The 24,291-nt window shown below is 72.7% G+C and carries 24 protein-coding genes; 7 read left to right on the forward strand and 17 right to left on the reverse strand.

Features of this window, described 5'->3' with window-relative positions; translation table 11 throughout:
* Positions 1 to 310: 310 nt before the first annotated feature.
* The 8 genes from ACIP8Z_RS11915 to ACIP8Z_RS11950 form a co-directional block, all read right to left on the reverse strand.
* On the reverse strand, positions 311 to 958 hold the full coding sequence (locus ACIP8Z_RS11915) for a TetR/AcrR family transcriptional regulator (RefSeq protein ID WP_402081895.1): 648 nt from the start codon (positions 956 to 958) through the stop codon (positions 311 to 313).
* Positions 959 to 1,098: 140 nt separating this feature from the next.
* Positions 1,099 to 1,896 carry an ABC transporter ATP-binding protein gene (locus ACIP8Z_RS11920; RefSeq protein ID WP_319313581.1) on the reverse strand — a complete coding sequence of 266 codons (798 nt, stop codon included), beginning with the start codon at positions 1,894 to 1,896 and terminating at the stop codon, positions 1,099 to 1,101.
* Entirely contained in the window at positions 1,889 to 2,818 is a 930-nt protein-coding gene (locus ACIP8Z_RS11925) for an ABC transporter permease (protein ID WP_402081898.1), read from the reverse strand. The genes ACIP8Z_RS11920 and ACIP8Z_RS11925 overlap by 8 nt, the downstream gene beginning before the upstream one ends.
* 49 nt (positions 2,819 to 2,867) lie before the next feature.
* Complete coding sequence (locus tag ACIP8Z_RS11930; protein ID WP_402082365.1) at positions 2,868 to 3,713, reverse strand: glycosyltransferase family 2 protein; 846 nt, start codon at positions 3,711 to 3,713, stop codon at positions 2,868 to 2,870.
* A gap of 47 nt (positions 3,714 to 3,760) precedes the next feature.
* Positions 3,761 to 4,540: a CDP-alcohol phosphatidyltransferase family protein gene (locus ACIP8Z_RS11935; protein WP_402081900.1), complete on the reverse strand. Its 780-nt coding sequence runs from the start codon at positions 4,538 to 4,540 to the stop codon at positions 3,761 to 3,763.
* Complete coding sequence (locus ACIP8Z_RS11940) at positions 4,518 to 5,579, reverse strand: iron-containing alcohol dehydrogenase family protein (RefSeq protein ID WP_402081903.1); 1,062 nt, start codon at positions 5,577 to 5,579, stop codon at positions 4,518 to 4,520. The genes ACIP8Z_RS11935 and ACIP8Z_RS11940 overlap by 23 nt, the downstream gene beginning before the upstream one ends.
* Positions 5,567 to 6,304: a sugar phosphate nucleotidyltransferase gene (locus ACIP8Z_RS11945; RefSeq protein ID WP_402081905.1), complete on the reverse strand. Its 738-nt coding sequence runs from the start codon at positions 6,302 to 6,304 to the stop codon at positions 5,567 to 5,569. Before ACIP8Z_RS11945 ends, ACIP8Z_RS11940 begins: the two co-directional genes overlap by 13 nt.
* Entirely contained in the window at positions 6,301 to 8,100 is a 1,800-nt protein-coding gene (locus tag ACIP8Z_RS11950; RefSeq protein ID WP_402082368.1) for a DUF5941 domain-containing protein, read from the reverse strand. Before ACIP8Z_RS11950 ends, ACIP8Z_RS11945 begins: the two co-directional genes overlap by 4 nt.
* A 427-nt stretch (positions 8,101 to 8,527) precedes the next feature.
* On the opposite strand from ACIP8Z_RS11950, the gene ACIP8Z_RS11955 reads away from it, so the two are divergent.
* From ACIP8Z_RS11955 to idi, 3 genes are all read left to right on the forward strand, one after another.
* Positions 8,528 to 9,469, forward strand: coding sequence for a cation diffusion facilitator family transporter (locus tag ACIP8Z_RS11955; protein ID WP_402081908.1), 942 nt, complete (start codon positions 8,528 to 8,530; stop codon positions 9,467 to 9,469).
* Between the two features lie 197 nt (positions 9,470 to 9,666).
* Positions 9,667 to 10,914 (forward strand): GNAT family N-acetyltransferase, encoded by a 1,248-nt coding sequence (locus ACIP8Z_RS11960; RefSeq protein WP_402081910.1) that lies wholly within the window; start codon positions 9,667 to 9,669, stop codon positions 10,912 to 10,914.
* A gap of 152 nt (positions 10,915 to 11,066) precedes the next feature.
* Positions 11,067 to 11,696, forward strand: coding sequence for an isopentenyl-diphosphate Delta-isomerase (idi, locus tag ACIP8Z_RS11965; protein WP_402081912.1), 630 nt, complete (start codon positions 11,067 to 11,069; stop codon positions 11,694 to 11,696).
* On the opposite strand, the gene ACIP8Z_RS11970 is transcribed toward idi, so the two are convergent.
* Together ACIP8Z_RS11970 and ACIP8Z_RS11975 are read right to left on the reverse strand one after the other, a co-directional pair.
* Positions 11,662 to 12,186, reverse strand: coding sequence for an ATP-binding protein (locus ACIP8Z_RS11970; RefSeq protein ID WP_319314693.1), 525 nt, complete (start codon positions 12,184 to 12,186; stop codon positions 11,662 to 11,664). The genes idi and ACIP8Z_RS11970 overlap by 35 nt on opposite strands.
* A gap of 130 nt (positions 12,187 to 12,316) precedes the next feature.
* Complete coding sequence (locus ACIP8Z_RS11975; RefSeq protein ID WP_402082371.1) at positions 12,317 to 12,928, reverse strand: HdeD family acid-resistance protein; 612 nt, start codon at positions 12,926 to 12,928, stop codon at positions 12,317 to 12,319.
* Between the two features lie 129 nt (positions 12,929 to 13,057).
* On the opposite strand from ACIP8Z_RS11975, the gene ACIP8Z_RS11980 reads away from it, so the two are divergent.
* On the forward strand, positions 13,058 to 13,801 hold the full coding sequence (locus tag ACIP8Z_RS11980) for an enoyl-CoA hydratase/isomerase family protein (RefSeq protein ID WP_402081915.1): 744 nt from the start codon (positions 13,058 to 13,060) through the stop codon (positions 13,799 to 13,801).
* Between the two features lie 18 nt (positions 13,802 to 13,819).
* Here the strand turns inward: ACIP8Z_RS11980 and ACIP8Z_RS11985 are convergent, their stop codons facing one another.
* Together ACIP8Z_RS11985 and ACIP8Z_RS11990 are read right to left on the reverse strand one after the other, a co-directional pair.
* Positions 13,820 to 14,464, reverse strand: coding sequence for a DJ-1/PfpI family protein (locus ACIP8Z_RS11985; RefSeq protein ID WP_402081918.1), 645 nt, complete (start codon positions 14,462 to 14,464; stop codon positions 13,820 to 13,822).
* Between the two features lie 11 nt (positions 14,465 to 14,475).
* Positions 14,476 to 15,447: a GlxA family transcriptional regulator gene (locus ACIP8Z_RS11990; protein ID WP_402081921.1), complete on the reverse strand. Its 972-nt coding sequence runs from the start codon at positions 15,445 to 15,447 to the stop codon at positions 14,476 to 14,478.
* A 132-nt stretch (positions 15,448 to 15,579) separates the two neighbouring features.
* On the opposite strand from ACIP8Z_RS11990, the gene ACIP8Z_RS11995 reads away from it, so the two are divergent.
* On the forward strand, positions 15,580 to 16,449 hold the full coding sequence (locus ACIP8Z_RS11995; protein ID WP_402081924.1) for a hypothetical protein: 870 nt from the start codon (positions 15,580 to 15,582) through the stop codon (positions 16,447 to 16,449).
* A 131-nt stretch (positions 16,450 to 16,580) separates the two neighbouring features.
* Positions 16,581 to 19,070, forward strand: coding sequence for a Tex family protein (locus tag ACIP8Z_RS12000; RefSeq protein WP_402081926.1), 2,490 nt, complete (start codon positions 16,581 to 16,583; stop codon positions 19,068 to 19,070).
* A 181-nt stretch (positions 19,071 to 19,251) separates the two neighbouring features.
* Here ACIP8Z_RS12000 and ACIP8Z_RS12005 read toward each other — a convergent pair whose 3' ends face one another.
* The 4 genes from ACIP8Z_RS12005 to ACIP8Z_RS12020 all read right to left on the reverse strand — a co-directional run bounded on the left by ACIP8Z_RS12005 (position 19,252) and on the right by ACIP8Z_RS12020 (position 22,788).
* Entirely contained in the window at positions 19,252 to 19,653 is a 402-nt protein-coding gene (locus tag ACIP8Z_RS12005; protein ID WP_402081929.1) for a hypothetical protein, read from the reverse strand.
* A complete protein-coding gene (locus ACIP8Z_RS12010; RefSeq protein ID WP_402081931.1) occupies positions 19,650 to 20,378 on the reverse strand; it encodes a 2-phosphosulfolactate phosphatase in 729 nt (242 codons plus the stop codon). Before ACIP8Z_RS12010 ends, ACIP8Z_RS12005 begins: the two co-directional genes overlap by 4 nt.
* On the reverse strand, positions 20,378 to 22,015 hold the full coding sequence (locus tag ACIP8Z_RS12015; RefSeq protein ID WP_402081934.1) for an ABC-F family ATP-binding cassette domain-containing protein: 1,638 nt from the start codon (positions 22,013 to 22,015) through the stop codon (positions 20,378 to 20,380). Before ACIP8Z_RS12015 ends, ACIP8Z_RS12010 begins: the two co-directional genes overlap by 1 nt.
* Before the next feature lie 179 nt (positions 22,016 to 22,194).
* Complete coding sequence (locus ACIP8Z_RS12020; RefSeq protein ID WP_402081937.1) at positions 22,195 to 22,788, reverse strand: hypothetical protein; 594 nt, start codon at positions 22,786 to 22,788, stop codon at positions 22,195 to 22,197.
* 82 nt (positions 22,789 to 22,870) lie between these two features.
* Between ACIP8Z_RS12020 and ACIP8Z_RS12025 the strand changes: the two genes are divergently transcribed.
* Positions 22,871 to 23,827, forward strand: a complete 957-nt coding sequence (locus ACIP8Z_RS12025; protein WP_402081939.1) for an FAD-dependent oxidoreductase — start codon at positions 22,871 to 22,873, stop codon at positions 23,825 to 23,827.
* Positions 23,828 to 23,910: 83 nt separating this feature from the next.
* Here the strand turns inward: ACIP8Z_RS12025 and ACIP8Z_RS12030 are convergent, their stop codons facing one another.
* Positions 23,911 to 24,213, reverse strand: a complete 303-nt coding sequence (locus tag ACIP8Z_RS12030) for a hypothetical protein (RefSeq protein ID WP_402081941.1) — start codon at positions 24,211 to 24,213, stop codon at positions 23,911 to 23,913.
* Positions 24,214 to 24,291: the final 78 nt, after the last annotated feature.

The raw sequence follows: 24,291 nt of genomic DNA on the forward strand, positions 1-24,291 counted from the left end.
TCACTGCCCGACGGAGGGACGGCGAGACCCTCGTGGAGCTGGAGATTCTGCGTCATGGCCGTCACGTCTCCCGTTCTACACTGCCGAGTCAATCCATCCTATTTCGGACACGCCGCCGACCCCTGCCCGTAGAGCCGTCGCCCGGAGGCCCGATGGTCGTGGGGTATCGCCCTACTTGCCGCGAAACAGACCGGTCCAGCTTACGTTGTACGACGGCCATCGCCATTCCGGGGTGCCGGGCGCCGCGGACCTCACTCGTACGTGTCGTCAACCCTCCGGCACCGCAAGGGAGTTCGGCTTCCCGTGGAGGTCAGAGGGCGCGCGTGCCGGAGACGACCATGGCGAGGGTGGTCTCGACGACGGCGTTCCTGCGCTGCGCGGGAAGGCACCGAAGAGGCCCGTCGAGCAGCAGAAGTGACAATCCGTGGACGGCCGACCACGCTGCGGCACCGGCGGCGGGGTGGACGGCCGGGCGCGGGGCGCCGACGCGGGTGAGGCCCTCCAGGGCGTCCCGGAGCAGGGTGAAGGCGCGGATCTCGGGCTCGGGAACCTGCCGATCCGGCATCGGCCCGGCCGTTCCGTCCGGGCGGGGCACGCAGAACGCGGCCCGGTAGAGGCCGGGCTGGTCGACGGCGAAGCCGACGTACCCCCGGCAGAGGGCGGCGAGCCGGCGCTCCGCCGCGAGGGCGGGGTCGTCGGCCCCGGGCTCGCGGCCCGCGGCCCGTTCCATGGCGTCGGCGAGCACGCGCTGGGCGTGGGTCCTGACCGTGCGGAGGAGTTCGCCGCGTCCGTCGAAGTGCCGGTAGGCGGCGGTGGGCGAGACGCCCACCCGGCGGGCCGCCTCGCGCAGGACGACCCGTTCGGGGCCGCCCTCGGTGGCGAGGTCGACGGCGGCGCAGATCAGCGCGTTGCGCAGATCGCCGTGGTGGTAGGTCTTTCCCCCCGAGATCGCTGCCATGGGTTCATCCTGCCCGATGTTGCCAGCATGAACATTCCAGGTGGCGGCACGACGCGCGGAAACCGGAACCAGCCCCACCGGAAAACGGAATCGCCCCCGCCGGAAAGGGCGGGGGCGATATCGAACCGCGGGGCTCGGGGTCAGCGGGCGGTCTCCCGCTCGTACGCCCTGAGGACCTCGTCCGTGGGCCCGTCCATCAGGAGCTGGCCCTTCTCCAGCCAGAGCACCCGGTCGCAGGTGTCCCGGATGGACTTGTTGCTGTGGCTCACCAGGAAGACCGTGCCGGCCTCCTTGCGGAGCTCGCGGATGCGCTCCTCCGAGCGGATCTGGAACTTGCGGTCACCGGTCGCCAGCGCCTCGTCGATGAGGAGGACGTCGTGGTTCTTGGCGGCCGCGATGGCGAAGCGGAGCCGGGCGCCCATGCCGGAGGAGTACGTGCGCATGGGCAGGCTGATGAAGTCGCCCTTCTCGTTGATGCCGGAGAAGTCGACGATGCCCTCGTAGCGCGAGCGCACCTCCTCGCGGCTCATGCCCATGGCGAGGCCGCCCAGGATCACGTTGCGCTCACCGGTGAGGTCGTTCATGAGGGCCGCGTTGACGCCCAGGAGCGAGGGCTGACCGTCCGTGTAGACCTTGCCGCTCTCGGTGGGGAGCAGCCCGGCGACGGCGCGCAGGAGCGTGGACTTGCCGGAGCCGTTGGAGCCGATGAGGCCGATGGCCTCGCCGCGGTAGGCCGTGAAGGTGACGCCGCGGACCGCGTGGACCTTGCGGACGCCCCGGCTGACCTCGGCCTTGCCGCGGCCGACGATCCGGCTGAGCGCCGCGGTGGCGCTGCCCTTGCCGCCGCCACCGGTGTTGACCCGGTAGACGATGTGGACGTCGTCGCAGATGACGGTGGGAACGTCGGACCGCTGGGTGTTCGTGTCGGTGTCAGCCACGGCCGTACCTCTCCTCGGCCTTCCAGAAGTAGATGAAGCCGCCGATGCCGAAGACCAGGGCCCAGCCGAGCGCGGTCATCCAGACGTGCGCCGGCAGGTTCTCGGCGCCGTAGCCGTCGATCAGCGCGAACCGGATGAGGTCCATGTAGATGGCCGCCGGGTTGTACATGAGGATGTCGGCGATCCAGGCCGGCTTGTCGGCGAGCATCGTCTGGATCGAGAACATCACGCCGGACGCGTACATCCAGGTCCGCATCACGAACGGCATCAGCTGGGCGAGGTCGGGCGTCTTGGAGCCCATCCTCGCCATGATCATGGCGAGGCCGACGTTGAACACGAACTGCAGGAACAGTGCCGGGAGCAGCAGCAGCCAGCGGGCCGACGGGTAGCTGCCGAAGGCGATCGCGATGGCCACGAGGACGATCATCGAGAACAGCAGCTGCTGGAGCTGCTGGAGCGAGAACGAGATGGGGAGCGTGGCCCGGGGGAAGTGCAGGGCCCGGACCAGGCCCAGGTTCCCGGAGATCGCCCGGACGCCGGCCATGACCGAGCTCTGGGTGAACGTGAACACGAAGATGCCCGTGACCAGGAACGGGATGTAGACGTCCTTGGTCATGCCGCGGCCGGCGTCCAGGATGAGGCCGAAGATCAGGTAGTAGACCAGGGCGTTCAGCAGCGGGGTCGCCACCTGCCACACCTGGCCCAGCTTGGCCTGGCTGTACTGGGCGGTCAGCTTCGCCGAGGAGAAGGCCAGGATGAAGTGGCGGCGGCTCCACAGCTCGCGGACGTACTCGAACAGTCCGGGCCTGGCGCCGCTGACCGAGAGCCCGTACTTCTCGGCGAGCGCGGCCGGGGTCAGGCCGTCGTCGACGGACGGGGGCGCGCTCGTCGCGACCGCCCCGCCCTGCTGTGTGTCACTCACAAGTCGAAACTTTCGTGTTCAAGATGCGCGGCACGTCGGTACCACGATGTCAGACGACCGGGGGGCGACCCAGCCGGGTCAGCCGCCACACCGTACGCCACCTCATGGGGCGGCGCGGTCCGCAGGGGGTCTTCCAGCCTTCACGGAATCCGCCGAACCATGCCTTCAGCGCGGAGAACGAGGGCCGACGGGCCAGGGTGAGCAGAAGCCAGACGCCGAGATAGGCCGGCACCAGGGGCGCGGGCAGATTGCGGCGTGCCAGCCAGACTCGGTTGCGGGCCACGTTGAAGTGGTACGAGGCGTGCCGGGAGGGTGCTGTGGCGGGGTGCAACAGCACCATGTCCGCACGGTAGTCGATCATCCAGTCGGCGTCGAGCGCGCGCCAGGCGAGGTCGGTCTCCTCGTGCGCGTAGAAGAACTCACCCGGCAGATCGCCGACTTCGGCGAACACCTTGGTGCGGACGGCGTTGGCGCCGCCGAGGAAGGTCGTCACCCGTGAGGAGCGCATCGGATCGGAGGCGCGGAGCCTCGGCACGTGCCGGCGCTGGGTGATCCCGGTCTCCGGGTCGGCGATCCGGAAGGTGATGATGCCGAGGCGCGGATCGGCGGTGAAGGCCTGGCGGATCAGTTCGGCGGTGTCCGTGTGCGCGAGCCGCCCGTCGTCGTCCAGGAACAACAGGACGTCGACGTCGGTGCCGCCGGGCCCGAAGGCCTCGATGCCGATGTTCCGGCCGGCGGGGATCCCGACGTTCTCCGGCAGGTCGACGGTCCGCACCCAGTCGGGCACCCCGGAGACCGGGGTGCCCTGTCCGACGACGACGACCTCGATGCGGTCGCCCTCCTGCCCGGCGACCGAGTCGATCAGCGCGCGCAGGTCGTCGGGGCGGTCGCCCATCGTGATGACGACGGCTCCCACCCTGAGCGGCGTGCTCACGGCCGGCCTCACTTCAGCCTGCTCGAAACCATGATCGACACGAGGTGCAGCACGGTCTGGAGCAGCGCGATGCCGGCCAGGACGGCGACACCGAGACGGGTGAAGAAGAGGTCGCCCCGGACCTGGTCCGCGATGGCCAGGACCACGATCAGCAGCGAGGCCTCGATCCCGAGGACGAGCCGGTGGAACTTCAGCGCACCGGCCGCCCGGCGGGCCAGCGCCATGCCGGAGGAGCGCGGCTCGGAGGCCGACTCCTTGACCGGCGGCAGACCGCCCTGGTGCCGGGCGACGCCGACGAGGTCGGTCTCGGCCTTGATCAGGACGGCGCCGAGGGCGGCCAGGGTGCCGAGGAAGGCCCAGAGCCAGTCGATCCGGCCCGAGCCCCACAGGTCGGCGGCTCGCAGGCCGAAGCCGACGAGCACCGCCGCGTCGCACAGGTAGGCGCCGACCCGGTCCAGGTACACGCCGCTCAGCGAGAACTGCTTCTTCCAGCGGGCCACCTCGCCGTCGACGCAGTCGAGCAGCAGATAGAGCTGCACCATGAGCGCGCCGAGCAGCGCCCCGGGGATCCCGGGCACCAGCAGGGCCGGTGCCGCGAGGACGCCCGCGAGGGTCATCACGTACGTGAGCTGGTTCGGCGTGATCCTGGTGCCGACGAGCTGCCGGGTGATCCTGAGCGAGATCTCCCGCATGTACAGGCGGCCGCCCCAGTGCTCCCCGCTGCGCCGGTCCTTCACACCCGGGGGGTGGACGACCGGGCGGAGCTCAGCTACCGATGGCTTTGGCATAGTCGGCGTACGCGTCCCTGATCTGGTCGTCGGACAGGTCGAGGTGTTCGAGGATGGTGAAGCGGCCCGGCCGGGTCTGCGGGGCGAAGGACACCGCCTGGACGAACTCGTCCACGCTGAAGCCCATCTCCTCCGGCGTGACCGGCAGCCCGTGCCGGCGCAGCGTCCGGACCATCTGCGCGGACCCCTCGTGGGCTCCGCGCAGGTGCATGGCGAAGGCCGCGCCGAGACCGCACTGCTCGCCGTGGCTGGCGGCGCGGGCCGGGAAGAGCAGGTCGAACGCGTGGCTGATCTCGTGGCAGGCGCCCGAGGAGGGGCGGCTGTCCCCGCTGATCGACATCGCGATGCCTGACATCACCAGGCCCTCGGAGAGGGTGACGAGGAAGTCGTCGTCACCGACGCCGCCGGGGTGGCGGAGCACGGCCTCTCCGGCGCTGCGGGCCATGGCGGCCGCGAGGCCGTCGACGGGCTCGCCGGACACCTGGTGGGAGAGTTCCCAGTCCGCGATCGCGGAGAGGTTGGAGATCGCGTCGCCGATGCCGGAGCGCACGTAGCGGACCGGCGCGTCCCTGATCACGTCCAGGTCGATGACGAGGGCGATCGGGGTGGGCACACCGTACGAGCCGCGGCCGTTGTCGTTGTCCAGGGTCGAGATCGGGGAGCAGATCCCGTCGTGCGAGAGATTGGTGGCGATGGCCACCAGCGGCAGCCCGACCCGGGCCGCCGCGTACTTCGTCACGTCGATGATCTTGCCGCCGCCGAGGGCGACCACGGCGTCGTACCGCTTGCCGCGCATGGCGTCGGCGAGCTTCACGGCCTCGTCGATGGTGCCGCCGGAGACCGGGTACCAGTCGGCGCCGGGCAGCTCGGGGGCGAAGTGGTCACGCAGCTTGAGGCCCGAGCCGCCGCTGATGGCGACGGCGATCTTGCCGTTGCTGGAGATCCGCTGGTCCGCGAGGAGCGCGGACAGGTCGTCCAGCGCTCCCCTGCGGATGTCGACGACGACCGGCGAGGGGATCAGCCGGGTCAGTACTGGCACGCGATCTCACGGCCCTTCGCGAGGTCGTCGTGGTTGTCGATCTCGACCCACTTGACGTCACCGATGGGCTCGACGTCGACGGTGAAGCCGCGGTTGACCAGCTCCTGGTAGCCGTCCTCGTAGTACAGGTCGGGGTCGCGCTCGAAGGTGGCCTTGAGGGCGTCGGCGAGCTCCTCGGCGGCCTCGGCCTCGATGAGGGTGACACCGATGTACTCGCCGGTGGCGGTGGCCGGGTCCATCAGCTTGGTGATGCGCTGGACACCCTTGCCCTCGGCGGTGATGACCTTCATCTCCTCGTCGGCGAGGCTCTTCACCGTGTCGAGGGCGAGGATGATCTTCTTGCCGTCGCCACGGGCGGCGAGCAGGGTCTTCTCGACGGAGACCGGGTGGACGGTGTCGCCGTTGGCGAGGATCACACCGCGCTTGAGGACCTCACGGGCGCACCACAGGGAGTAGGCGTTGTTCCACTCCTCGGCCTTGTCGTTGTCGACGAGGGTGATCTTGAGGCCGTACTTCGCCTCAAGGGCGTCCTTGCGGTCGTAGACGGCCTCCTTGCGGTAGCCGACGACGATCGCGACCTCGGTGAGGCCGATCTCGGCGAAGTTCTTCAGCGTCCCGTCGAGAATCGTGGTCTCGCCGTCGACAGGCACGAGGGCCTTCGGAAGCGTGTCGGTGTAGGGGCGCAGACGCCGCCCGGCACCGGCTGCCAGTACGAGACCGATCATGCTGTTTCTCCTTCGTCATGTACGGCGGGTGCTCCGGAGGACACCCAGAAACGGATGGACTCCGCGAGCACCACAAGCGCGATGGTGACCGCCAGGGCGGTGAGCGCCAGGGTGAAGTCGTTGCCACGGCTCGCCAGCAGGGCGGCGAGGACGGTCACCAGCAACGTGCGGCCCTCGTGACCGCCGATCGTGCGCACCAGCCACGCGGGCGGCGCGCCGGTGCCGCCGCGGATGCGGTACACCGTGTCGTAGTGATGGTAGGCGACGGCGGCCACCAGCCCGTAGGCCGCGGGCAAGGCCCCGTTCACCTCGGAGCGGGCCGCGAGGATCAGGATCGTGCCGTACTCGGCGGCCCGGAAGAGCGGCGGGAGCAGCCAGTCGAGGGCGCCCTTGAGGGGGCGGGCGACGGCGGCGCCGGCGAACACCACGTAGAAGACGGCGGCGACGACGGTCTGCTCGGAGCCGAAGGGGCGGCTCAGGGCCGCGGAGAGCATCGCGCCCGTGGCGATCACCGCGAGGACCAGCGGCGGCAGCATCAGGATGCCGGTGCGGCCGAGGACCCGGTTCACCAGCGCGGCGAGCGGCCCGGAGTCGGCGAGCTCCGCCAGGGCCTGCGCGGCCCGGTCGGTGCGCTTCGCCTTGCGGGTCAGGGAGCGCAGGACACGCCCCGCCGTGGTGTAGCAGGCACCGAAGGCGCAGCCGATGATCAGGGCCCAGAAGACGATCCGCGGGGTGGTGAAGGCGGTGAGGACCGCGATCATGGCCCAGCGCTCGCCGATCGGCAGGATGATCATCCTGCGGGCCCAGACGGTCCAGCCGAGGCTGTCGAGGCGGCTGGAGACGGCGAGGCTCGTCCTGGCCGTGGCACCCGTGCTCTCGGCGTTGGCCTCGTTGAACGAGAAGTCCACGACGTGCCGGCAGGTCATGAGGATCATCGCGCCGAGGGCGAGCGCCCAGACGTCGTCGCCGTCGCGGGCCGCGCCGAGGGCGAGGCCGGCGTAGAAGGCGTACTCCTTGGCGCGGTCGAAGGTGGCGTCGAGCCAGGCGCCCATCGTCGAGTACTTCAGCGCGTACCGGGCGAGCTGCCCGTCGGTGCAGTCGAGGACGAAGGAGACGAGGAGCAGGACGCCTGCGGCGATGTAGCCGCCGCGCTCGCCGGTCGCCGCGCAGCCGGCCGCGATCAGCGCGGTGAGCAGCGAGGCGGTGGTGACCTGGTTGGGGGTCAGACCGCGGCGCGCGCACCAGCGGGCGATGTAGCGCGAGTACGGGCTGATGAAGAAGGTGGTGAAGAAGCCGTCGTGGGCCTTCACGGCGGAGCGGAGGCGTACGGCCTCGTCGTCGACGGCGTCCACGGCGGCGCGGGCCTCTTGGCGGGCCTCGGCGTCGGTGGGCACGGTGGCGACGAGGGTGCCGAGCTGGGGCCGGTGCACGGCGACGCCGTCGGCGTCGAGGGCGTCCGCGAGCGTCCCGGTGAGGTCGTCGCCTCCGGTGCCGGAGGCCCCGGCGGCGGTCAGGGCGCGGGCGAGCGCGGGGCGGGCCCCGTTCTGCACGGTGAGGGCGCCGGGTGCGGCGGCCGCGGGGAACCGGGGGTCGGTGAGGGCGAGGCGCAGCGCGTGCACATGGCCGACGAACCGGGCGTCGACGACTGCGACGCGCTCGCCCGCGGGGACCGCGGCGAGCAGGACCCCGGTCTCGTCGGGGCCGGCTGCGGTCCGGACGTCGAAGCCGAGCGACCGCAGATCTCCGTCGAGCGAGGATCCGGGTGCCGGCGGGCCGGTGAGGATGGCGGTCGACAGACGAACTCACTCCTTGGAGCTGACGGAGGGGCCGGCGGGACCCATGACTGCCCCGGGCGCGGCGGTGCGGCCCGGCACGGGGCGGCGACACGTCGGCTGAGGCTATCGGATGAAACCGAGCACGATTTCACCGAGGCTTCGCGGGCCGGACTCCCCCGGGTCCACCCGTGTCCGCACGGGTGCGCGTGGCTCCGTGGAGATCATCATGGGCGATCGGCGGCCCGCCTCACAAAACGACGGCCGGGGGCTCCGTCGGGGACCCCGGCCGAGGCCCCGGCGACACCGTCCCGCCACGATCGGTCCGGATCACATCGCCGCAGGTCAGAGCATATGACAACGGTGTTCAGTACCGTGTTGCGCATACCCCCCACCCGTAGTTGACTTGCGACTCGGGGCACCTGCGAACAGACGATCTGGAGGCCATGTCATGGGGGCTGGACACGACCACGGGCACAGTCACGGCGGCCCTGCGCCGACGGGTACGGCCGGGGCCGCGTACAAGAACCGGTTGCGCGTCGCGCTCGGCATCACGCTCTCCGTGATGGTGATCGAGATCATCGGCGGCGTGCTCTCCGACTCGCTCGCGCTGATCGCCGACGCGGCGCACATGGCGACCGACGCGGTCGGCCTCGCGATGGCGCTGCTCGCGATCCACTTCGCCAACCGGCCCCCCTCGGGAAACCGCACCTTCGGGTTCGCGCGGGCCGAGATCCTCGCGGCGCTCGCCAACTGTCTGCTGCTCCTCGGCGTCGGCGGCTACGTGCTGTACGAGGCGGTCCAGCGGTTCTTCGAGCCGGCCGAGACCAAGGGCGGTCTGGCGATCGTGGTCGCGGTGATCGGTCTGGTCGCCAACGTGATCTCGCTGTCGCTGCTCATGCGGGGCCAGAAGGACAGCCTCAATGTGCGCGGGGCGTATCTGGAGGTGCTCGCGGACGCGCTGGGCTCGGTCACCGTGATCGTCGCGGCCGGCGTCATCCTGGTCACGGGGTGGCAGTACGCCGACCCGATCGCCTCGATCCTGATCGGCCTGATGATCGTCCCCCGTACGGTCAAGCTGCTGCGCGAGACGCTCGACGTCCTTCTGGAGGCCGCTCCCAAGGGCGTCGACATGGGGGAGGTACGGGCCCACATCCTGGCCCTGCCGGGCGTCGAGGACGTCCACGACCTGCACGCCTGGACGATCACCTCGGGGATGCCGGTGCTCTCGGCGCACGTGGTCGTGGACCAGGACGCGCTCGACTCGGTCGGGCACGAGAAGATGCTGCACTCCCTCCAGGGATGCCTGGGATCCCACTTCGACGTGGAGCACTGCACCTTCCAGCTGGAGCCGGTGGGGCACGCGGAGCACGAGGCGAAACTCTGCTCGTGAGAACCGGCCCGCCTGTTAGCCTTTTCGCTCCGGCGCGTGAAGAGAGGAGCTGAGGTTGATGACCGTCGCGATGGAGGCTGCCCCGAGCGGCAGCGCCCGGTCCTTCCTCAGCTTCCGGGTCTCCGGCTGACCTGATCCCGGTTCCCACCGGTCCGTCACGTCGTCGGCCGGGGCCCTCTCACAAAGGGTTTCCCACGTTGTCCGACAACGCTTCGCACGACTCCTTCTTCGCCCTGCACCACGGCCTTCCGCGGCAGGGTCCCGGTTCCGACGCCACCACGCGTCGGCTCCTCGCGCTCACCGGCCCGCTGCCCGAGCGTCCGCGCGTGCTCGACCTGGGCTGCGGCCCGGGCCGTTCCGCGCTGCTCCTGGCGGCCGAGGCGGGCGCCGAGGTGACCGCCGTCGATCTCCACGAGCCGTTCCTCGCGGAACTGCGGCGGTCCGCCGCCGACCGCGGGCTCGACGGCTCGATCCACCCCCTCCGCGCCGACATGGGCGCGCTGCCGTTCCCGGACGGCTCCTTCGACCTGGTCTGGGCCGAGAGCTCGGTCTTCGTCCTCGGCTTCGACCGGGCGCTCGCCGAGTGGCGCAGGCTGCTGTCCCCCGGAGGCACCCTGGTGCTCACCGAGTGCGTCTGGACCACCGCGGAGCCCGGCCCGGCGGCCCGCGCCTTCTGGGAGGAGCACTACCCGCTCCGTACCGTCGCCGAGCTCTCGGCGGCGGCGGTCGCGGCCGGCTACCACGTCCTGGGGACCGTCCTCCAGCCCGAGAGCGACTGGGCCGAGTACTACGGTCCGCTCGCCGCACACGCCGACGCGGCGGACACCACCGTGCCCGGCATGGCCGAGGCGGTGGCGGGCGCCCGCGCCGAGATCGCGATGCGGCGCGAGCACGGCTCCGACTACGGGTACGCGGGATTCGTCCTGCGGCCCGCGGATCCGCGCTGGCGCACCCGCCCGGAGACGGCCGAGGAGGCCTCGGTGGTCCGCCCGCTCGTGGCGGCCGCCTTCGGCTCCGAGGCGGAGGCCGAGCTGGTCGACGCGCTCCGCCGGGACCCCGGCGCCTGGCTCCCGGGCCTGTCGTACGTGGCCGAGGCCCCGGACGGCTCGATCGCGGCGCACGCCCTGATCACCCGCTGCCGGGTGGACGGCGCCCCCGCGGCGGCGCTCGCTCCGGTCGCGGTGGCGCCCGCGTACCAGCGGAGGGGGGCCGGACAGGCCGTCGTCCGGGCGGTGCTCGACGCGGCGCGGCTGCGGGGTGAGCCGCTCGTGCTCGTCCTGGGGCATCCGGAGTACTACCCGAGGTTCGGGTTCGTACGGGCGTCCGAGCATGGAATCAAGCCAGGTTTCGAGGTTCCGGACGAGGCCATGATGGCGCTCGTCCTGAACGACTCCGTGCCCGTTCCGCCCGGCACCATCGCCTATCCGGCGGCTTTCGGGGTCTAGCCGCCCCGCGCCGTCACTCCGCTCCCGCCGCGCCGGTTGTACTCCGGTGCGGTGGGAGCGGCCACGTCCGGCCGCCGAAGTACGGACAAGCCGCTTTTGTACGGCAGACTGAGGTGGCCCCACCGGGGCGAGGACCGAAGCGAAGGATGGGTATGCCGACCACACCAGCCACCGCGGCTCAGATCTCGCCGGAGATGCCGGAGATCGTGTCGAGCGGTGTCCAGCCGTCCGGGGCCCCGGCGCCGATCATGCTCGAACTGGTCGACGAGGACGGGACGACCATCGGTACGGCGGAGAAGCTCGCCGCCCACCAGGCGCCCGGGCTGCTGCACCGCGCCTTCTCCGTCTTCCTGTTCGACGAGTCGGGCCGGCTGCTGCTCCAGCGTCGGGCGCTCGGCAAGTACCACTCCCCCGGCGTCTGGTCGAACACCTGCTGCGGCCACCCCTACCCGGGCGAGGCGCCGTTCGCCGCCGCCGCCCGGCGGACCTTCGAGGAGCTCGGCGTCTCGCCCACGCTGCTCGCGGAGGCCGGCACCGTCCGCTACAACCACCCGGACCCGGCCTCCGGCCTGGTGGAGCAGGAGTTCAACCACCTGTTCGTCGGCCTGGTGCAGGCCGCGCCGCGGCCGGACCCGGAGGAGATCGAGGACACCGTCCTCGTCACCGCCGCCGAGCTGGCCGAGCGCCATGCCGCCGCGCCCTTCTCCGCCTGGTTCATGACGGTGCTGGACGCGGCGCGCCCGGCGATCAGGGAACTGACGGGTCCGTCCGGGGGCTGGTGACGACCGGCTGGTGGATCATCGCCGCTCCTGGCCCCGGTGCCATCGGGGCCAGGGGCAGCGCCGCCCAGATGATCTTGCCGCCGCTCGCGGTGTGCTCGACGTCGCACGCTCCGCCGGACTCCTGGGCGATCTCACGGACCAGGAGCAGACCGCGGCCGCCCGTCTGCCCGTAGTCCGCTTCGAGGGCCTTGGGGCGGTACGGATGGTTGTCCTCGACGGACACCCGGATCCACTCGGGCCCGATGGCCACCTCCACCGCTATCTCCGGGGACAGCAGCGCCGCGTGCCGCACCGCGTTGGTCACCAGCTCGGAGACGATCAGGAGCAGGCCGTCCATGATCTCCTCATGGACGGGGACGCCCTGGCGGACCAGCAGGTCGCGTACGGCGTGCCGGGCCTGCGGGACGGAGACGTCGACCGCGGCAGCGGTGAAGCGCCAGACTCCTTCGTAGGACGGTTGCCGGGCGGGGGCACCCCCGTGGTTCTCCACGGTACGGTTCCCACCCTCGTGCTCGATTCTCGCCACGGATCGAGTCTTGGCAATGCGCGCAGGCGGACCGGCCTACTGACCAGAAGTCGACACTTATCGGCCGCTTTCCGATCGGGTGAGTATGCCGATGTCAGTTGTTCGACTGATCGGGCGCAGTTTCTGACCGCTCCGGAGGCGCGCTGGACACGGGCGCCGGCGTCACCATACTGACGATCCGTCGCCCGCCCACTCCGATGGCGATCAGACCGAGGCCGTCGAAGAGCAGCGCGAGCGAGAAGAAGACCCCGAGAACGTACCGGCTGCTGTCCGGCCAGTCGAACAGGACGAGCAGACCGAGCAGCAGGCCGAAGGCGCCCTGGAGCAGGGTCCAGCCGAACTGCGGCCCGCGCACCACGACACTGCCGACCAGCCGGAAGAGACCACCGGTGAGGAAGAGCAGGGCGGCGAACATGGTCAGCGCCTCGGCCGAGCCCTCCGGGTGACGGATCACCACGACACCGGCCGCGATGTTCAGGGCGGCCACCACCGCGGCGAGCCAGAAGTAGCTGGTGCCGCGCGACTGGATCGCCTGGAGGAGCCCGACGACTCCGCCGATCAGCAGCAGCCAGCCGAAGAGCAGCATCGAGGTGAGGGTGGCGAGGCCGGTGTAGACCAGGCCGACGACACCGCCGATCACCAGCAGGACGCCGAGCACGGCCAGCCAGCTGAAGCTCCGGTTGAGCCGTTTCCCCTCGCGCGCCATCTCACGGACCGGGTCGGGGACGGGGTCGGGGACCACGTCCGGCTCCTGGGCGTCCTTGGCCATGCGGTGCCTCCTCGGGACGACCCCTTCCTGATCGTACGTTCGGGTACGGCGGATAGCATCCGGCCCATGGAGCCGCAGCTGAAGGACAGCGTCACGGACGGCGTCGCCACCGTCGTCATCGCCAACCCCGCCAAGCGCAACGCGATGAGCGCCGGCATGTGGCGGGCGCTGCCCGGCGTACTGGACCGGCTCGCCGCCGACCCCGCCGTACGGGTGCTGGTGCTGACCGGTGAGGGCGACACCTTCTGCGCCGGGGCCGACATCTCGGCGCTCCGGGAGCCCGGGGACGAGCAGCAGACCCTCGCGGTACGGGCCGAGGAGGCGCTCGCCGCGTTCCCCCGGCCGACCCTGGCGGCCGTCCGGGGCTTCTGCGTCGGCGGCGGCAGCCAGCTCGCCGCCGCCTGCGACCTGCGGTTCGCCGAGGAGGGCGCCCGCTTCGGGATCACCCCGTCGAAGCTCGGCATCGTCTACCCGTCCTCGTCGACCCGGCGGCTCGCCGCACTGGTGGGTCCCTCGACCGCCAAGTACCTGCTGTTCTCGGGCGAGTTGATCGACGCGGAGCGGGCGCTGCGGACCGGTTTCCTGGACGAGCTGCATCCGGTGGGCGAGCTGGACAAGCGGGTCGCCGAGTTCGCCCGGGTGCTCGCCTCGCGCTCGCTGCTGACCCAGTCGGCGGCCAAGGAGTTCGCCGACGGGCGCCTGGACCGGGACGCCCACTGGGCGGAGCAGGCACGCGGCAGCGGCGACACCGCGGAGGGTGTCGCCGCCTTCCTGGAGCGCCGGGCGCCCCGCTTCACGTACGGGGGCTGAGGCCCGGCGGGCCTTCGCTCAGCGCCCCTGGGGGAGCTCCTCCGGCTTCACGCCCCGCCACCGCGCGACGATCTCGGCCGGAGCCTTCTCCGGCGAGCCCGCGTCGTACGGCGGCTGCGGGTCGTACTCGGTCAGCAGCTGGATGGTCTGGGCGACCTCGTCCCCGGCGATCCGGCCGATCAGGTGCAGCGCCATGTCGATGCCCGAGGAGACCCCGGCGGCGGTGACGTACTTGCCGTCGAAGACGACCCGCTCGCCGGTGGGCTCGACGCCCAGCTCCCTGAGCTCCTCCAAGGCGAGCCAGTGGGTGGTGGCTCGGCGGCCGTCGAGGACGCCGGCGGCGGCCAGGATCAGGGAACCGGTGCAGACCGAGGTCGTCCAGGTGCTGGTCTCGTCGGCGGTGCGGAGCCAGGCCCGGATCTCCGGGTCGTCCATGGCACCGCGCGAGTCGGGGCCGCCAGGGACGAGCACGATGTCCGGGCGCGGCACCTCGGCGAGGGTCTTGTCGGCGACGAGGGCGAGGCTGCCCTGGTCGTTGCGGACGGGCCCGGCCTCCTTGGCGACGAAGACGGTCTCGGCCCCGGGGATGCGGGCGAGGAGCTCGTACGGGCCGACGGCGTCGAGAGTGGTGAAGCCCTGGTAGAGCAGGACGGCGATCTGCATGCTGCTGCCTTTCAGCTGACGGGTGAGTGGAAACGGCGTCGGTAGTCGGCGGGCGCGGTGCCGAGGGTTTTGGTGAAGGCGCGGCGCATCGCCTCGGGGGTGCCGTAGCCCGAGGCGCGGGCGACCTCCTCGACGCCGCGGGAGGTCTCCTCCAGGAGGCGGCGGGCGTGTTCGAGCCGTACCCGGTCGACGTAGCGGCCGGGGGTCGTGCCCGTCTCCGCCTGGAAGGCGCGGGCGAAGTGGCGGGGCGAGAGCCGGGCACGGCCGGCGAGGGCCTCCACGGAGAGGTCGCCGTCGGGATGCTCGGTGATCCACTGCTGGAGGTCGCGCAACGGCTCCCGGCGGGCGGTCTGGGCGGCGAGCTGGACGCTGAACTGGGCCTGGTTGCCGGGGCGGCGCAGAAAGACGACCAGGTGGCGGGCGACGGTGAGGGCGACGTCCCGGCCGAGGTCCTCCTCGACCAGGGCGAGGGCCAGGTCGATGCCGGCGGTGACCCCGGCGGAGGTGGAGAGCCGTCCGTCCCGGACGAAGATGGGGTCGGGGTCCACCTCGACCTCGGGGTAGCAGCGGGCCATGTGGTCGCAGGTGGCCCAGTGGGTGGTCGCCCGGTGTCCGTCGAGGAGGCCCGCCTCGGCGAGGAGCAGGGCCCCGGTGCAGACGGAGACCAGCCGTCCGGCGTCCGGGGCGTGGGTGCGGAGCCAGTCGATCAGGGCCGGATCGGGCTGCCGGGTGCCCTCGCCGCCGGGGACGACGAGGGTGTGCGGTGCGCCGTCGGCGACCGCCTCGGCGAGGGTGGTGTCGGGGAGCAGACGCAGTCCGCTGTGGGTGCGGACGGGCCCGCCGTCCAGGGAGGCGGTGCGGATCGTGTACGCGTCCGGGGCGCCGGAGGCGCGGCCGGCACCGGCGAACACCTCGTAGGGGCCGGTGACGTCGAGGCTCTGCACGCCGTCGAAGAGGACGACGAGAACGGGTCGCTGCGTCATGCCTCCATCCTGGGAGGGGCCCGGGACGGCCGCAATGACGCCGATCCCACCTTTTCTGCCATGCCGCGACCGTCCCGGACGAGGGGCGGTCCGACTGTTCCCGTCGTACCGACCAGTCGGTAACCTTCAGGCATGACGACGACTGCTCTGCCGCCCCGCGCCGGACGCCGCTGCCACAACGCCCTCAACCCGCTGCACTCCACGCTCTACTTCTCGCCCGACCTGGACCGCGAGTTCGGCGCCCTGGGCTTCACCGACCAGACCGCGATGCGGCTCGCCTCGCGCAGCGCCGCCCTCGGCGCGGTGGGCCCCGGCACCGTCGCCGCGACCTTCTACAACTACCGCCACGAGCTGCTCGCCCGGCACCTCCCGGCCGTCTGGGAGACCGCCTCCCCCGCCCAGGTCCTGGACGCGCGGCTGCGCACCGCCGACGCCACCCTGCGCCGGCTGCTCGGCGAGGAGACGGTCGCCTCCGCGGAGATGGCCGAGGCGGCGGAGCTCGCGCTGCGCGCCACCGAGGCCTGCACCCGGCACGCCCGGCCGCTCTACTCGGCCCACGCGGACCTGCCGGTGCCCGAGGAGCCCCACCTCGCCTACTGGCACGCCGCCACCCTGCTGCGCGAGCACCGCGGCGACGGACACCTCGCGGCCCTGCTCTCGGCGGGCCTCGACCCCGTCGAGGCCGTGGTCTCCCACACCGCCACCGGCAAGGGCATGTCCCCGCGCTGGGTGCTCGGCTCCCGCGGCTGGCGGCGCGCCGACTGGGACGCCGCGGTGGAGCGGCTGCGCGGGCGCGGGCTGCTCGACGCCGAGGGCGAGCTGACCGAGGCGGGTACGGCCCTGCGCGACGCGCTGGAGGAGCACACCGACCGGCTCGACGCGGCGCCGTACGAGCACCTCGGCGCGGCCGGGGTGGAGCGGCTCACCGAGCTGGGGCGCGGCTTCCTGGTCACGGCCGCCGTCGCGGGCGCCTTCCCGCCGGATCTCGTCGGCAAGGGGTGACCGCGGGGCGCCCGGAGGCGCCCGGGACGCGCGCGGGACGCGCGCGGGACGGGCCGGTTACCGCGTACGGGTGACGGACCCGGCAGAATGCACTCGCAAGCTTGAGGCACGAGAAGGCGAGTCGGGACACCGTGACGACGTCCATCGAAGCAAGGATCGCCGAGGAGCTCGGCGTACGCGAGCGACAGGTGAAGGCAGCCGTCGAGCTGCTCGACGGCGGTTCGACCGTGCCGTTCATCGCCCGCTACCGCAAGGAAGCGACGGAGATGCTCGACGACGCGCAGCTCCGCACCCTGGAGGAGCGGCTGCGCTATCTGCGCGAGCTGGAGGACCGCCGGTCGGCGATCCTCGACTCGGTACGCGAGCAGGGCAAGCTGACGGAGGAGCTGGAGGCCCGCATCCGGGCGGCCGACACCAAGGCCCGCCTGGAGGACATCTACCTGCCCTTCAAGCCGAAGCGCCGGACGAAGGCCCAGATCGCCCGTGAGGCCGGTCTGGGGCCGCTGGCGGAGGGTCTGCTCGCCGACCCGTCCGTGGAGCCGGCGGCCGCCGCCGCGGCCTTCGTGGACGCGGAGAAGGGCGTCGCCGACGCCGCCGCGGCCCTGGAGGGCGCGCGGGCGATCCTCGCCGAGACGTTCTCCGAGGACGCCGACCTCATCGGGGAGCTGCGCGAGCGCATGTGGGGCCGCGGCCGGCTGGTGGCGAAGGTCCGCGAGGGGCAGGAGGAGGCGGGGTCGAAGTTCGCCGACTACTTCGACTTCACCGAGCCCTTCACGGCTCTGCCCTCGCACCGGGTGCTCGCCATGCTGCGCGGCGAGAAGGAGGACGTGCTCAGCCTCGACCTGGAGCCGGAGGAGCCCTCCGAGCTCCCCGGCCCCTCCTCGTACGAGGGGATCGTCGCGAGCCGCTTCGGCGTCGCCGACCGGGGGCGCCCCGGGGACAAGTGGCTCCAGGACACGGTCCGTTGGGCCTGGCGGACCCGCATCCTCGTGCACCTCGGGATCGACCTGCGACTGCGGCTGCGGACGGCCGCCGAGGACGAGGCGGTCCGGGTCTTCGCGGCGAACCTGCGCGACCTCCTGCTCGCCGCGCCGGCCGGCACCCGGGCGACGCTCGGCCTCGACCCCGGCTTCCGCACGGGCGTGAAGGTCGCCGTGGTCGACGCGACCGGCAAGGTCGTCGCCACCGACACGATCTACCCGCACGTGCCGGCCAACAAGTGGGACCAGGCGCTGGAGAGGCTGGCGCGTCTGGCGAAGGAGCACGCGGTCGAGCTGGTCGCGATCGGCAACGGCACGGCCTCCCGCGAGACCGACAAGCTGGCGGCCGAACTCCTCGCCAAGCACCCCGAGTTGAATCTGACCAAGGTGATGGTCTCGGAGGCGGGCGCCTCGGTCTACTCGGCCTCCGCGTTCGCCTCGCAGGAACTCCCGGGTCTCGACGTGTCGTTGCGCGGAGCGGTCTCCATCGCCCGCCGCCTCCAGGACCCGCTCGCGGAGCTGGTGAAGATCGACCCGAAGTCCATCGGAGTCGGCCAGTACCAGCACGACCTGGCCGAGGTGAAGCTCTCCCGCTCGCTCGACGCGGTCGTGGAGGACTGTGTGAACGGTGTCGGCGTCGACGTCAACACCGCCTCCGCGCCGCTCCTTTCACGGGTCTCGGGCATCAGCTCGGGCCTCGCGGAGAACATCGTCGCGCACCGGGACGCCAACGGCCCCTTCCGCTCCCGCAGGGCGCTCAAGGACGTGGCCCGTCTCGGCCCGAAGGCGTACGAGCAGTGCGCGGGCTTCCTGCGCATCCGGGGCGGCGACGACCCGCTCGACTCCTCCTCGGTGCACCCGGAGGCGTACCCGGTGGTGCGCCGGATGGTGAAGAAGACGGGCGGCGAGGTCGCGGCGCTCATCGGCGACACGGCCACGCTGCGCTCGCTGCGGGCCGACGACTTCGTCGACGAGACCTTCGGTCTGCCGACGGTGACGGACATCCTGCGCGAGTTGGAGAAGCCGGGCCGGGACCCGCGTCCGGCGTTCCGGACCGCGACGTTCGCGGACGGCGTCGAGAAGATCGGCGACCTGGCGTCCGGGATGGTCCTGGAGGGCGTCGTCACCAATGTGGCCGCCTTCGGGGCGTTCGTGGACATCGGTGTGCACCAGGACGGCCTGGTGCACGTCTCCGCGATGTCGAAGACCTTCGTCAAGGACCCGCGCGACGTGGTGAAGCCAGGCGACGTGGTCAAGGTGAAGGTTCTCGACGTCGACATCCCGCGCAAGCGGATCTCGCTGACGCTGCGGCTCGACGACCCGTCCGGCGCGGAGGCCGCGGACGGGGCGCCCAAGCGCGAGCGCGGTGACCGGGGCGAGCGCTCCGGCCGCCCGCCGCAGCAGCGGCAGGGCGGTGGCACCGGTGGCAGTGGCAACGGTGGCGGTGGCCGCCGGGCCGAGCGCGGCGGTCAGGGCGACCGCGGCGGCCGGAACGGGCAGGGCGGCCAGGGCGGTCGCGGCGGCCAGTCCGAGCGGGGTGGCCGGGACCGGTCCTCCGCTCCCGCGCCCGCGAACAGCGCGATGGCCGACGCCCTCCGCAAGGCGGGTCTCCTGGGCGAGGGCGGCGGCAAGCGCCGCTGACGAGACGCGTCGTCGGAGTCGTCCCCGTGTGTCCCGTCCGGGCCACGGGGGCGGCCTCCGAGCGGCGGGTTCGACCCGGTCTCGCCGGCCTGCGACGGCGCCCCGGTCACCGATCGGACCGCCGACGCCGGACCCACGGCCGAGCCCCGCTGGGCGCCCGCGTGCGGGCGGCCCGGCTCCGCTACGGCAGGAAGCGCAGGGCCCAGTCGGCGCGGTTGGCGACGGAGAGGTCGTCGTCCTCCGTCAGCGGCTGGAGGAGGCCCCGGGCCGCCGTCGGGTCGGCCTGGACCAGATCGACGATCTCGGTGGCCAGACCGTCCTGGTCGTCACCGAGGTCGACGGCGGAGGCACGGATCAGGGTCGGCAGGGCCTCCGGGCCGCCGATCGCCGCGAGGACACCGCCGAGCAGCTCACGGGCGTAGGCGTTCCGCTCGGTGAGGGCGCGGTCCAGCTCCTCCTGGAGACGCGGCAGCAGACCGGCGTCGCCCGAGGCGGCGATCTCGTCGGCGAGGTCGATCGTCTCGTCCACGTCGGCGTCGAGATCGTCCAGCATCTCTGTCAGCCGGGTCAGTAGGTCGGTCATGGTGCCTCCTGGAATGCGCCGTCCACGAGAACGGGGACGATCGTCGAGCTGTCGGTCTCGGCGGCCACGGCCACGTCCTGCGGAAAGCCGTACTCGTACAGTTCACGACCCGAGTCACAGCCGTGCAAGGCGGCGGCCGGGTCCTCGGTGGCCGCCCACAGCGTGGCCGCCGCGGCAGCCTCCGGGGTGAGGACGTACGGGCCCGCGGCCCGCAGCCCGGCGAGGACGGCGCCCGCGCCGAGCAGGTCCTCCAGCGCCGGGCGCAGCGAACCGTCCGGCCACCGCTCACCGGACGCGATGACCGCGACCGGGCGTTCGGCAGTGCCGTACCCCTGTCGCGCGAGCCGGCGGGCGACGGCCGAGTGGTTGCGCAGGGAGGCGGCGACGACGGTCGCGTCACCGGCCTCCGCGGCGATCGTGGAGCCGTTCGGCGAGGGCAGGACCAGGCGCGGCGGCGCCGGGGCGGCGCGCAGGGCCGCCGGGGAGAGCGACCACGGGTGCTCGGGGGTCGCCTCGCGGCGACCGACGGCGAGGGCCGCGCCGACGCTCTCCGCGTACGCGGCGGCCGTCGCGTCCCGCCACCGGTACGGGTGGACGGCCGCGCCGGCCTCGACGGCGACGCCCACGGCGGTGGTGAAGGACAGCACGTCGACGACGACCACGCAGGCGGCCGCGGGGGCGAGGACCCGTGCCTCGACGGGCCCCCAGCCGAACGAGACCGTCATCAGAGCTCGGTGACCTTGCCGTCCGCGACCTCGACGCGCCGCGTGGTGCGGACCGCGTCGAGCATCCGCCGGTCGTGGGTGACGAGCAGCAGCGTGCCGGTGTACGAGTCGAGCGCGGACTCCAGCTGCTCGATGGCCGGCAGGTCCAGGTGGTTCGTCGGCTCGTCGAGGACGAGCAGGTTCACGCCCCTGCCCTGGAGCAGGGCGAGCGCGGCGCGGGTCCGCTCGCCCGGGGAGAGCGTGGTGGCGGGCCGCATCACGTGGACGGCCTTGAGGCCGAACTTGGCCAGCAGGGTACGGACCTCGGCGGGCTCCGTCTCCGGCACTGCCGCGCAGAACGCCTCCAGGAGCGTCTCCGTACCGTGGAAGAGCTTGCGGGCCTGGTCGACCTCGCCGACGACGACGCCCGAGCCGAGGGCGGCGTCCCCGGAGTCCAGCGGCAGCCGGCCGAGCAGGGCGGCGAGCAGGGTCGACTTCCCGGCGCCGTTGGCCCCGGTGACGGCGACCCGGTCGGCCCAGTCGATCTGCAGGGTGACGGGGCCGAAGGAGAAGTCGCCGCGGCGCACCTCGGCCTCGCGGAGGGTCGCGACGACCGAGCCGGAGCGCGGAGCGGCCGCGATCTCCATGCGGAGGTCCCACTCCTTGCGGGGCTCGTCGACGACGTCGAGGCGCTCGATCATGCGCTGGGTCTGGCGGGCCTTGGCGGCTTGCTTCTCGCTGGCCTCGCTGCGCGCGTTGCGGCCGAGTTTGTCGCTGTCGGTGGACTTGCGGCGGGCGTTCTTGACGCCCTTGTCCATCCAGGAGCGCTGCATGTGGCCGCGCGCTTCGAGGGCCGCCTTCTTGCCGGCGTACTCCTCGAAGTCCTCGCGCGCGTGCCGCCTGGCCCTGTCCCGCTCCTCCAGGTAGGCCTCGTACCCGCCGCCGTACAGGGTGATCTGCTGCTGGGCGAGGTCGAGTTCGAGCACCTTGGTGACCGTGCGGGTGAGGAACTCGCGGTCGTGGCTGATGACGACCGTGCCGGCGCGCAGCCCCTTCACGAAGCCTTCGAGGCGCTCCAGACCGTCGAGGTCGAGGTCGTTGGTGGGCTCGTCGAGCAGGAACACGTCGTAGCGGGAGAGCAGCAGGGAGGCGAGGCCGGCGCGGGCCGCCTGGCCTCCGGAGAGGGAGGTCATCGGCTGGTCGAGTCCGACGGTGAGGCCGAGCGAGTCGGCGACCTCCTCGGCGCGCTCGTCGAGGTCGGCGCCGCCGAGGTTGAGCCAGCGCTCCAGGGTGGTCGCGTACGCGTCGTCGGCGCCGGGCGTGCCGTCGACGAGGCCCTGGGTGGCCTCGTCCATCGCCGTCTGGGCGGCGGCGACGCCGGTGCGCCGGGCGAGGAACTCCCGCACGGTCTCCCCCGCGCGCCGCTCCGGCTCCTGCGGGAGGTGGCCGACGGCGGCGGTGGGCGGGGAGAGCCGGAGCTCCCCCTCCTCCGGGGTGTCGAGCCCGGCGAGCAGCCGCAGCAGGGTCGACTTGCCGGCGCCGTTGACGCCGACGAGGCCGATGACGTCGCCGGGGGCGACGACGAGGTCGAGCCCGGCGAAGAGGGTGCGTTCGCCGTGGCCGGCGGCGAGGTCCTTGGCGACGAGGGTTGCAGTCATCAGGGTACGAATCCTAGGCGACGGCGGACCCGCCCCGCCCCGGTCAGGGGGTGGGGCGGGAACCCCGGGGCGGGACTCCGTGCGGGCCGTGTCCGCGACCGGCGTGTGCGGGGTCACGGACGAGGGCCAGGACCTGTGCGGCGGATCAAGGGCCCCGGCCGTGATCCGCCGGGCAGGCCCTAGCGGCGTGCCTCGGTCAGGGGCTCTTCCCGGGGCGCCGTCCAGGGCTCCGTGGGGGCCTCCGTCACGGGCTCCGTGGGGGCCTCGGGCCGTAGCGCGGACCGGGGCTCCGGTCCGAGGCGTCGCAGGACGGTCCGGTAGGTCGTCCGGTGGAAGCGGTACGGGCCGACGCCGGGGTAGCCCTCGCGGGCCGGGTCCGCCGTGGGGCCGGTCTGCCAGGCGAAGTCGCGCCAGACGACGTCCTCGCCGTCGTGCTCGACGACGGCGGTGACGGCTCCGCAGCCGAGGTCCTCGCAGTCGGGGCAGGAGTAGATCACCCGGCGGCCGCCCGTGAGGGGGGTCGCGATCGCGTCCGGGTCGAGGAGCCCGCGAACGTGCTCGGCACGGAGTGCGGGCGGGAGGTCGCCCGCCAGCGGCGAGACCGTGTCGACGCCCTCGGCCTCGTCGAGCCGGTGGAGCAGCGCCCGGCCGTCGACGACGAGGTCGAGGTCCTCGGCGCGGGGGCGGGGCCGGGCGAAGGCCCCGGGGAGTGCACCACCGGCGTCCGGGAGGAGGGCGGGGGCGAGGTCGAGAGTCGTGTACACGGCCGGCATGCCTCCAGCATTCCCCGGTCGAGGTCCTCGTTCCATGGCTGGTCCGTCCCGGAAATGTCCCGGTCCCGGTACGGTCCCGGGCATGGAGAGCGACGTGATCGTGGTGGGTGGCGGGGTCGTGGGTCTGACGACCGCGGTGACGCTGGCGGAGCGCGGCCTTCGGGTGCGGGTCTGGTCGCGGGACGAGGTGACGGCGACGACCTCGGCGGTGGCCGGGGCCCTGTGGTGGCCGTACCGGATCGAGCCCGAGGAGGCGGCGGGCGCCTGGGCGTTGGCCTCGTTGCGGGTGTACGGGGAACTGGCCGCCGATCCGGACCGCACGGGGGTGCGGTGGGTGGCCGGGGTCCACGCGGACACCGTCCTCGACGCGCTCGGCTCCTGGGCGCGGGAGGTGCCGGGCCTTCGGCGGCTGGCGCCCGAGGAGGTTCCGGGGCCGTACGAGGTGGGTCTCGCGGCACGGTTGCCGCTGATCGACATGCCGGTCCATCTGGCGTGGCTGCGGGGCCGGTTCGAGGCGGCGGGCGGGGTCTTCGAGCGGCGTACGGTCAGCGGCTTCGCGGAGGCGGCGGCCCGGGCGCGGGTGGTCGTCGCCTGCACGGGGGCCGCCGCGCGGGAGCTCGTGCCGGATCCCGGAATGCGGCCGGTGCGGGGGCAGTTGGTCCTGGTGGAGAACCCGGGGATCGATGAGTGGTTCACCTCGGCGGACGCGGGGTCCTCCGAGACGACGTACTTCTTCCCGCAGCCGGGGCGGCTGGTCCTGGGCGGCACGGCCGAGGAGGGCGACGAGCGGACGGAGCCCGATCCGGCGACGGCGGCGGCGATCGTGGCCCGGTGCGCGCGGGTGCGGCCGGAGATCGCGGAGGCGCGGGTGCTCGGCCATCGGGTGGGACTGCGGCCCGCGCGGGTGGGCGGGGTCCGGATCGAGGCGGTGCCGCTGCCGGGCGGCGGGCGCCTGGTGCACCACTACGGGCACGGGGGCGCGGGCGTGACGGTGGCCTGGGGCTGCGCGGAGCGGGCGGCGGAGCTGGCGGAGGCATGAGAACGGCCGCGGGGCGGGTGGGTCCTTTCGGACCGCACCCGCCCCGCGTTTGCTCACCGGATCGCTTTCCCGGCGGTTTGTTCCTACTTCCAGAGCGGCGGCTTGCTGTTGTTCTCCGCGTCCTCGCACTGGCGGGCGCGCGCCTCCAGGGCGTCGGCGCGGGCGCTGGCCTTGCGGGCCTCCGCGTGGGCGCCGAGACCCCGGAGCTGCGCGGCGCGGTTGCGCTCCTTCTGGGCGTCGTGGCGCAGCTGGGAGACGTTGCAGGTGATCTTGGCCGCGGCCGCCGGCTCGGCGGTCACCGTCTGCCCGAGCAGCACGCCGCCGGCGAGCAGCGTGGTGGCGAGCACGGACGTGAGGACACGACGTGCGGTCGTGGTGGTGCGCATGGTGTTCTCCAACTTCCAGGCCGTGGGGACCTGTTCGAGGCATGGTCAGTACCAGTGGGTAACTTTACCTCGGCAAAC

The organism is Streptomyces sp. NPDC088553, from assembly GCF_044752965.1.
Classification (GTDB): domain Bacteria; phylum Actinomycetota; class Actinomycetes; order Streptomycetales; family Streptomycetaceae; genus Streptomyces.